General features: G+C 61.7%; 1 protein-coding gene and 1 other annotated feature. The gene reads left to right on the forward strand.

The window, feature by feature from the left end; translation table 11 throughout:
- The first annotated feature begins 50 nt into the window (after positions 1-50).
- A protein-coding gene (locus FVD38_RS26275) for an IS3 family transposase (RefSeq protein WP_147937492.1) occupies positions 51-1273 on the forward strand; the annotation gives its coding sequence in 2 pieces (ribosomal slippage) (positions 51-339 and positions 339-1273; 1224 coding nt in all).
- Positions 329-445, forward strand: a sequence feature (AL1L pseudoknot). (Overlaps the previous gene by 117 nt.)
- Positions 1274-1312 lie beyond the last annotated feature (39 nt).

Below are 1312 nucleotides of genomic sequence, written 5' to 3' on the forward strand. Positions count from 1 at the left end.
TGAATCGCCCCGGGTTTTGTAGAGGCTCCATTCTTTGAGAAAATGGAGCCATGAAGAAGCAACCCAAGTATTCCCCCGAAGTCATTGAGCGCGCTGTGCGCATGGTCAGCGAAGCAGCCAGCGAGTACGAATCGCAGTGGGCAGCGATCACGTCGATCGCTGCCAAGATCGGCTGCACACCTGAAACGCTGCGCCGCTGGGTACGCCAGCAAGAGCGTGATACCGGCCAGCGCCCAGGGACGACCACTGCCGAAGAGGAGCGCATCAAGGCGCTGGAGCGAGAAGTGCGCGAGCTGCGCAAGGCAAATGAGATCTTGCGTCTGGCGAGTGCGTTTTTCGCCCAGGCGGAGCTCGGCCGCCACTTCAAGCCGTGAGGGCATTCATCGACCAGCACCGCCATGCCTACGGTGTCGAGCCGATCTGCAAGGTGATGCAGGTCGCGCCGTCGGGCTACTGGCGTTACGCGGCGCAACAGCGTAACCCGGCGTTGCGATGCGCACGTGTCCAGCGCGACGACGTGCTGAGCGTCGACATCGAACGGGTCTGGCAAGCGAACATGCAGGTCTATGGGGCTGACAAAGTGTGGCGCCAGCTGCGCCGTGAGGGGACCGACGTAGCCCGCTGTACCGTGGAGCGCCTGATGCGCAAGGCCGGCCTGCGAGGCGTCATGCGCGGCAAAGTCGTGCGCACCACGGTTGCCGATGCGAAGGCGCCATGCCCTCTTGATCGGGTCAACCGACAGTTCAAGGCGCAGCGGCCAAACCAGCTGTGGGTCAGCGATTTCACTTACGTCTCGACTTGGCAGGGCTTCGTCTACGTGGCTTTCGTCATCGATGTTTTTGCTCGCCGAATCGTCGGCTGGCGTGTCAGCAGCTCGATGCGGACCGACTTCGTGCTCGACGCCCTGGAGCAAGCACTGTACGCCCGCCAGCCGGAACGAAACGCATTGGTCCATCACAGCGATAGGGGCTCGCAATACGTGTCGATCAAGTACAGTGAGCGATTGGCAGCAGCCGGCATTGAGCCATCTGTGGGCAGCAAGGGCGACAGCTACGACAACGCCCTGGCCGAGACCATCAACGGGCTCTACAAGGCTGAGTTGATCCACCGCCGCGCTCCCTGGAAGACGCGTGAGGCCGTTGAACTGGCTACCCTGGAATGGGTGTCCTGGTTTAACCACCACCGCTTGCTCGAACCACTCGGCTATATACCGCCGGCGGAAGCTGAGGCAAACTATTACAAGCAACTGAGCGGTCAAGCCATCCCGGCCTGACTCACACTAACCGGCCTCCACGAAAGCCGGGGCGATTCA

The organism is Massilia arenae, assembly GCF_008014745.1.
Taxonomy (GTDB): Bacteria; Pseudomonadota; Gammaproteobacteria; order Burkholderiales; family Burkholderiaceae_D; genus Telluria; species Telluria arenae.